The sequence below is a fragment of the bacterium genome, from assembly GCA_021372775.1.
Classification (GTDB): Bacteria; Acidobacteriota; Polarisedimenticolia; order J045; family J045; genus JAJFTU01.
In genome coordinates this window covers 1-7777 of sequence record JAJFTU010000188.1, presented here as the reverse complement: position 1 = coordinate 7777, position 7777 = coordinate 1, and the positions used below count along the sequence as shown (strand labels likewise).

At 71.1% G+C, this 7777-nt stretch carries 6 protein-coding genes; 5 read left to right on the top strand and 1 reads right to left on the bottom strand.

Going from position 1 to position 7777, the window contains the following annotated elements:
• Positions 1-561 precede the first annotated feature (561 nt).
• From LLG88_06350 to LLG88_06330, 5 genes are all read left to right on the top strand, one after another.
• The gene (locus LLG88_06350; GenBank protein MCE5246526.1) at positions 562-1080 is read left to right on the top strand and encodes a hypothetical protein; all 519 of its coding nucleotides are present in this window, start codon (positions 562-564) and stop codon (positions 1078-1080) included.
• A gap of 326 nt (positions 1081-1406) precedes the next feature.
• Positions 1407-3275: a hypothetical protein gene (locus LLG88_06345; protein MCE5246525.1), complete on the top strand. Its 1869-nt coding sequence runs from the start codon at positions 1407-1409 to the stop codon at positions 3273-3275.
• Positions 3276-3837: 562 nt separating this feature from the next.
• A complete protein-coding gene (locus LLG88_06340; GenBank protein ID MCE5246524.1) occupies positions 3838-4848 on the top strand; it encodes a glycosyltransferase family 2 protein in 1011 nt (336 codons plus the stop codon).
• A gap of 110 nt (positions 4849-4958) precedes the next feature.
• The gene (locus LLG88_06335) at positions 4959-5954 is read left to right on the top strand and encodes a glycosyltransferase (GenBank protein MCE5246523.1); all 996 of its coding nucleotides are present in this window, start codon (positions 4959-4961) and stop codon (positions 5952-5954) included.
• 82 nt (positions 5955-6036) lie between these two features.
• Positions 6037-7011, top strand: coding sequence for a glycosyltransferase (locus tag LLG88_06330; GenBank protein MCE5246522.1), 975 nt, complete (start codon positions 6037-6039; stop codon positions 7009-7011).
• On the opposite strand, the gene LLG88_06325 is transcribed toward LLG88_06330, so the two are convergent.
• Positions 6999-7777, bottom strand: a 779-nt coding sequence (locus LLG88_06325) for a glycosyltransferase (protein MCE5246521.1), incomplete at its 5' end; no start/stop codon positions are given. The genes LLG88_06330 and LLG88_06325 overlap by 13 nt on opposite strands.

Sequence of the window (7777 nt, the reverse complement as noted above, 5' to 3'; positions counted from 1 at the left end):
GAGGAACGCCAGCAGCTCCCGGCCGCGCCACGCCTCGCGCAGCGCGTCGCGGAGACGCGGCCCGCGCGGCCCGATTCGCAGCAGCACCGCCATTCGCCGGTCGCCCCCAATCGTCCGCGTCTCGACGAACTTCGCGAGCGCTCCTGCACTGTAGCGGGTTGCGCCGCGCGGTTCAAGACGCGGCGCGCGCGGCGTTGGAAGCGTCGCGGTAGTTCGCGGTGGTCCGCGGCGGGAGGAAACGGACGCCGATCCGAGCCGCGACCTCACCGGCGACGATGACGCCGGTGAGCCCTGTACCCGGCGCGGAAGACTCGTCCGACGGCGCCGATCGGTTACCAACAGTCGCCGCGGCGGTACGACCGCGAAGACGGGCGTTCGTCTTATCCGGCCGCATCGTCCTCCCACTCCTCTTGACCGCCTGTCGCGCCGCCCCCGCCGGCGCCTTCTTGGACATCGGAGCCGCATAGTCCTCAGGCACTGAAGCGCGCTCTCGGCTTGCTCGCGCCACAGATTGAAGGGTGGGCCGCCGAAGCTGTCGTCGTCGATCAAGCGGAGGGCCAGATGACCGCCGCGGTCCGCCCGGCGGGCGCGACGGCCTGCGTGCGCTCGACGCGGCGCGGCTCTTCCTTCCGCCGCAATCTCGGCGCGGCCCTCGCGAGCGGGCGCTGGCTCTTCTATTTGGGCGACAACGCGCGGGTCGCGGCCGGCTGGGTGGACGCCGTCTTGAGCGCAGTCGGCGTCGTCTCCGTCGATTTCGCGGGCGGCCCGATCCTCGACGACCGAGGCTGTCCGACAGTCGGCGACCGCGGCACGGAGCCGTGCGACCTCGCCTCGGCGACGGTCTGGCGCTGCGGCCGCACGGCGCTGCTTGTTCGCGCACGCCGCTTCGGGGATCTCGGCGGCTTCGACGAGCGGTTCGGAGCCGGCGGTCGTAGGGGCTGCGCCGAGGAGACGGATCTCGTTCCGCACCTTCTTGCCCGCGGCGGCGGCGCGCGGCTCCGCAAGGACCCGCCGGTACATTGGGAGCGGCGCGGGCGCCGTCCGCGCGGCGGATGCTGCTCGATCCGGGGTGGCAGTTGACGCGAGGAGGAGCGTCCGCGGAATCGCGCGACGCCTTCGCCGCGACGTTCGCCGGGTGGTGGCTCGTCGTCTTCGCTCGGCTTTTCCCAGTTATGTTCGTCGTAACCATGACGCCGCACTCAGAAGGGTGCCCTCATCTCGGAGATGTTGCATACAGGCGTGATCGGCGACCGTAGCGGGGCTCCGCGCGGCCGCGGTGCATTATCCTTGGCCTCGCTCGGCGGTGCGCGGCATCGGTTCCACGCGCGGGCGGTCGGCACGGAGATGAGGCGTTGAGGAGACCGACGGTACTTTCGGCGCGGGCACCTCGTAACGGCGGCGGGGAGATGTGGTCCGGCGCAGCGCTTGCGGCGCTGGTCTTCGCCGCACTCATGGCACTGCAGTTCGCGTTGCCGCCGTTCGGGTTCTTCAGCGGCGATTGCGGCGTCAAGTACTTAATGGCCCGCGCAGTCGCCGAGCGGGGACCGCTCGATCCGACGCTCGACTACCCGGCGCGGGACGTCGATGCCTCGTGCGCGGGGCGCAACCGGTTCCTCGTCCCGCGAGGCGACCGTTTCATTGCCCTCTTCCCGCCGCTGCTGCCGACGCTCGGCGCCGGGCTCTCATCGCTCTTTGGTCCGCGGGGACTCTACGTCGTCCCGGCGGCGGGTGCGGCGCTCGCAGCGTGGGCGGTGCGGCGGCTCGCCGCGCGTCGCATGGGGCGAGCAGGCGCGTTCGGGGCGGGGCTCGGCGCCGCCTTCGCGACGCCGGTCCTCTTCTACGGCCTTGAGTTCTGGGAGCACGCCCCCGCCGCGGGCCTGGTGGCGGCCGCCGCGCTCCTGTCGTGGCCGGGCGACGAGGCTGCCGCGCGGCGGCGCGGACGCGACCTCGCGGCCGGCGCGCTGCTGGGACTCGCCGTCGCGTTCCGCGCCGAGGCGGCGATGGCAGGGCCGGCGCTCTACGCGGCACGACTTCTTGTCGCGCTGCGCGAGGCGGAGCCCGGGCCGCGGCGACGAGACGCGCTCCGCGCCGTCGCGGCGGCGGCGTTTTTCGCCGGCCTCGGGGCTTTGGCGCCGCTTCTCGGGGAAGCCCTGTGGAACCGCGCCGCCTTGGGACAGGTCGTGCCGCCGCAGGCCGCGTTCAACGTCGCGGGCTCGAATTCGTTTCTCGGGTCGCTGCGCGAGTCGATCCACGACAATCTCCTGCCGCGCCGCGGGCAAGCAACGTTCGCCGCGCTGGCCACCGCGGGGCTCGCCGCGACTTGGCTGTTGAAGCGGATCAAGCGGCGAGACGCGTCGCGCACGGCTGCCGCGGCGACGGTCGCGGCGTGGAGCGTCTTCGCCTTCATCCTCCCCACGATCGACCTTTTGCGCGGCTCCAGCTTCGGTGATTCGTTCGCCTACCGAAGCGCGGTCCACACGTGGGCCTTCGCTGCGGCGCTGCTCTTGGCGGCGGCGTGGACGACGCGCGGCGCAGGCGGCGACGGCGCGCGGGAAGGGCGCGAAGAGGCCGCGGCGACTGGTTCCGAACGCGCGCCGGCATGGCTCGGGCCGGCGTCAGCGGGGCTGTTTTTCGTGCTGCTGGCGACGCCAGCGACGGCGATCCCCGGCGGCCCCGGCGGCTTCCATTGGGGCGCGCGGCTGCTGCTGCCGGCGGCACCGTTGCTCTGGCTCGCGGCGTGTGCGGCGATCGCCGAATGCCGCGAGCGAAGAGTGTCGTTCCCAGCAGTCGGTCTACTGCTCCTCTCGTTCGCCGTACAGCTCGTGGGCGTCGGTTTTCTGGCGCACGAGAAGCGGCTGTTCGACGGACTGACGCGCGCGCTGGCCGCGGCGACGGAGGAGGGGGAGATTCTGGCGACGGACCAAGTGTGGCTGGCGCAGGTCGCGGCGCCGCTGTACGAGCGCCGACGCTTGGTCTCCGTGCGCGGCGACGACGACCTCCGCGCCTTGGCGGCGGCCGGCGCGCGGCTCCGTTCCGCCGGCGTCAGGATTTCGGCGGCTACGGTCCCTTCGGAGTCGAACTGGCGTCCGCCGGAGGAGATCTCGCTGCCGGGCGTTGCGCTTCGACGTGACGAGGGAAGGACACTATCGCCGCGCGGGCTCGTTCTGTGGCGGTACGCCGCCGTTGCGACGCCGGGCGAGACAGGGCAGGACGGTCCGCATCGTCTTCGCTCGGCCGGCCGCCGGCCTGCGGCTGAAGACGGGGCGAGGCCGTGAAGTCGCGCGTCCGGATCGGCGCGGCAATCCGCACCGGGATCGTGAAGAGCGGAGGCCGAGGCAGAGGACGCCGAGGTCTGAGTGGAAGGCGAGGTCGTCGACGCGAATGGATCATGCGCTCTCGTCCCGCGTGTGCGGGACGATCGGCATGCGCCGCGGAGGACCGACGCTGGCGACGGCTCCGCGGGGGATCGGATCGAAGACGGTTCCGCGCCGGGGGTAGTGGTCGCCAATGGCGGCCGCGACGGAGGTCCTCGGCCGCAAGTCCGCGCGAGCGGTGCGCCGTCGGTGGCAGGATCTTTTCGCCGGTGCGCTCATATTCACGTTCCTGTATCCGGCTTGATCTTGTCGGCGTTCCTGCGCGACGTCGACGCCGCCACGAGGCGATTCCGCAGCCTCGGGATGCGTGGCGAGGCACCGACCGATACACCTTCCGCTTCACCGCCGTGCCCGTCGCGACGCACTCTATCGTGGGAGCGCCGCTCACGCCGACCGGCGCCGCTCAAGAGGCGCGGGCGCGAGGAAGCGCGCACCTCCGCGGCTTACGTGGCGTGGGGGTAGAATGTGCCCACGCATGGAACTCTCGATCATCGTTCCGTCCAGGAACGGTCACGACCGTCTCCCCAAGACGCTGGAAGCCCTGGCGGACTGCCTTCCGCCTGCCGGCGGCTTCGAGGTAATCGTGATCGACGACGGATCGATGCCGCCCCTTGCCGTCTCCCAGCGGGAACCGCAGCGGATCTGCGCCGCCGTAGTTCGTCTGTCGCCGAATCGCGGACGCGCCTCCGCCTGCAACGCCGGACTCCGCGCAGCGCGCGGAAGAGTCGTCTTGATTCTCGACGACGACATGTCCCTGCATTCCGACGCGCTGGTGAAGCACGTCGCGGCCCATCCGGCCTCGGCCCCGCCTTGCGCCGTCGTGGCGAGGATCGTGCCCAGCGCCAACGCCTTCCGCGGCCGATTCGGACAGTTTCTGAAGGCCGAGGAAGAGCGGCGACGCGCCAAGTTGCTGTCCTCGGCGGTTCTGTCTTTCGAGGACTGCCTCACGGGCCATTTCTCCGTCCCGCGCGAGACGTTGCTCCGCGTCGGCGGATATCAGGAACGGTTCGACCGGTACGGGATGGAAGACTTGGAACTCGCTCTGCGGCTGAAAGAGCGCGGGGTGCCGCTGACCTACCGCGACGACATAGTCGCCGCGCACCGATCAGCGGCGGTCGATTTCGTCACCCATTGCCGTCGTCATCTCGACTCGGGACGGATGGCGCGGCTCTTCGCGTCGGTGACCGCCGATCCGGCCGTCGCCGCATTTCTGCGCATCGACGGGATGAGCGTCCGCAGCGAGCATGGTTGCTTCCGCCGTACGATGGCCGCAACCCACTCGTTCGTCCGGTGCCTTCCTCGTCCCCTTGTCGGACCGACGCTGGGTGCCGCGCGGCTGGTCGTCCTCATGGCGCAGCCCCTACTTCCGCCTCGGATCCTGCACGTCGGCTATCACTTGGTCCGCGACATGCACTATGCAGCAGGGGTGGCGGCGGCTTGCGCCGACGTCGGCAGGCCAACGGAGACAATGTGACTTCTTCCCGCCGTCTTCGCATCGTCTACGCCGCGGGTAGTTCGCCCGACGCGCCGGGGCTGCCCGCGTCCCGAATCTGGCGGCGCAACCTGCTCGGAACGCTCCTCGAGATGGGCGCCGAAGTCCACGTCGTGGACGCCGATCTCGACCCGTTGTTCGTCGCGGCCGAGGACGAGGACTCGCTCAGGATCCTGCGGCCCGCCTTGACAGGGGCGCTGCGCCGCACCTACGCCGACGCCCGGAAGAACGGGGCCGTGGACGTCGTCTTCACCTACTTCTATCGCGGATTCGTCGACGTCGAAGCGCTGGATGAGATGCGCCGCGACGGCGCGGCGACGATCAACTTCTCCTGCAACAATATCCATCAATTCCACCTCGTGAGGGATATCGCCCCCCACTTCACGATGTGCATGATCCCTGAGCCGGAGGCTATGGAGCGCTTTCGCGCCGCCGGCGCGCGTCCGCTGCATCTCCCGATGGCCGCCAGCCCCGCCGTCTACAAGCCGTATCCAGTCGCGCCCCAGTTCGACGCGACATTCGTCGGCCAACAGTACGCCGACCGCTCGGCGCACGTTCTCCACCTGCTGCGGAACGGGATCGACGTCCGCGTCTGGGGAAACGGCTGGGCCCCGTCCGGTGGATGGCGCCGCGTGCGGCGCTTCGCCGCCCTTGCGCTCGACGGCGTCGGGCTCCGCCGGGGCTCGGCGGACGACGCCTTGCTGCGGAGGGCCTCCCGCCCGCCGCTGGCCGACGATCAGATGGTCCGCATGTTCAGCCGCTCCCGGATCTCGCTCGGTTTCGGCGTAGTCGGCGACACGCACTTGGGCGTCCCTCAGTATCAAGTTCGGCTGCGCGACTTCGAAGCGCCGATGAGCGGAGCGCTCTATCTTGCCCAGCACCTCAACGAACTCGCCGACTATTACGAACTGGGGCGGGAGATAGAGACATTCCGCGACGACGCCGAGCTCCTCGAGAAGGTCTGGCACTATCTCAGGCACCCGGACGAAGCGCAGGCGATGCGAATCGCCGGCCGGAAACGAGCGCTCCGCGATCACACGTGGAGGGCCCGATTTGAAAGCCTTTTCCGCGAACTGGGGCTCCTTTGACAGAACGCGCGAGCCGCACCGCGCGGCCATCGGCCGGCCGCCGCTAGAATCTCGGCGGCGAGGGGCGAACGTGGCCGAAGAAGTGACGTACTCGATCATCATTCCCGAGCGGAACGGCGCCGATCAACACCGACGGCACCTCGACGCGGTCGTCGCGTGGGCGCGGAAGGGTGGAAGCGCGGTCGAGACGATCCTCGTCGATGACGGAAGCGACGACGGGAGCGAGGCGGCGAGGCGCTCCGTGCGCGCGGCGGGTCCTTCGTGCCGCTTCGTCGGGCTTGAGCGGTCGCGCGGTTTCGCCGGGGCCTGCAACGCCGGCGCGTGCGCCGCGCGCGGCAGGCTGCTTTTCTTCCTCAACTCCGACATGCATCCAGATCAAGGGGACTTGGCGGCGCTCGCGAACGAACTGGAGAAGGACGAGCGCCTCTTCGCCGTCGCCCCGGCGATTTTCAACCTCCGCGAGTCGTTCTTCGAGGGCGATCTGAGAGTCCGGATTCGGCATGGCGTGTTCGATGTGCTGCAGCCCGGCCGCAAGGAGACGCCTCCGGCCCGCACAACCAGACGGACCGCCTACGCCTGCGGCGGCGCGCTGCTCGTCCGGGCGGACCGATTCCGGGAATTGGGCGGATTCTCGACCCTCTATTCCCCCTTCTACTGGGAAGACGCCGATATCTGCTGGCGCGCGCGGCGCCGGGGATGGGATTGCGCCGAGGCGGGAACAGTCTCGATGCTTCACGACCATGCGCAGACGATCGGTTCGCTCTACGCCCCCGCGGAGATCGCGGCGATCTACGAGAGGAACCGACTTCTCTTCACGTGGCTGCACCTCGACGGAACGGCGGCCTGGGCCGCGCACCTCGCGTGGATTCCTCTGCGATGGGGAGCTGCGGCGATTCGCCGCGATCCGTCCCTTCGCGGGTTCGCCGCCGCGCTGCGGCGCGCGCCGGCGGCGATTCGCCTGCGGCGGGCGCTCGCCGAGACACGCGCGGCGGCCCGCCGGTTGACCGATGAGGTGCGGCGGGCAGGCGCGGCCGGCTGGCCGCGTCAGGAACCGTAGGAGGAGCGAAGCACCGCGAAGGTCGCTTCGGCGCAACGCCGCAAACTCCGCTCGCCCACGACGCCGGGCGGGCTCCGCCTCCTTCCGCGGACGACGTCCTCCAGCGTCGTCGCAACGGCGTTCGGCTCGAGCGTCTCCACCCACGCCGCCTCGTCCCCCAGCACTTCCGGGAGGCTCGCGGCGCGGAGCGCGACGACCGGCGCGCCGCAGGCCAGCGCCTCGAGCGCCGGCAGGCCGAACCCTTCGTACGAGGAGAGGTAGGCCAGCGCGGCGCACTCGGCGAGCAGGCCGCGCAGCGCCCCCTCGGGCGCCCATTCGCGCCGCACGTAGCGCGCGCCGAGTACCAGCTCGCGGGACAGCGCGGGAAGGTCGGGAGCGGGCGCGATCGTCGGGCCGGCGACGACGAGCCGCAGCTCCGGGCGGCGCGCCGCGAGGAGCGCGAAGGCGCGCAGCAGCGCGTCCACGTTTCGCCGGGCGTGCACCGCGCCGAGGTGCAGCACGTACGGCCCCTCGAAGCCGAGCCAGCGCCGCGCCGCGCGCCGTTCGTCGTCGGCGACCGGCGCGAGCCAGCGCGGCTCGAGGCCGAGCGGCGTCACTTCGATCTTCGCCGCGGAAACGCCGAAGAGGCGGATCGTCTCGTCCGCCGAGAAGCGGCTCGGCACGAGGATCCGCCGCGCCTTGCGCGCCGAGGGGCCGGCGAGCGCGAACGCCAACCGCGCGCGGCGCGAGAACCACTCCGGGCGCGCCGCGAACGAGACGTCGTGGA

Coding starts and splice junctions, on each gene's coding strand:
- LLG88_06340 (MCE5246524.1), top strand. CDS start 3,838: ATGTGCCCACGCATGGAACTCTCGATCATCGTTCCGTCCAGGAACGGT.
- LLG88_06335 (MCE5246523.1), top strand. CDS start 4,959: ATGGGCGCCGAAGTCCACGTCGTGGACGCCGATCTCGACCCGTTGTTC.
- LLG88_06350 (MCE5246526.1), top strand. CDS start 562: ATGACCGCCGCGGTCCGCCCGGCGGGCGCGACGGCCTGCGTGCGCTCG.
- LLG88_06345 (MCE5246525.1), top strand. CDS start 1,407: ATGTGGTCCGGCGCAGCGCTTGCGGCGCTGGTCTTCGCCGCACTCATG.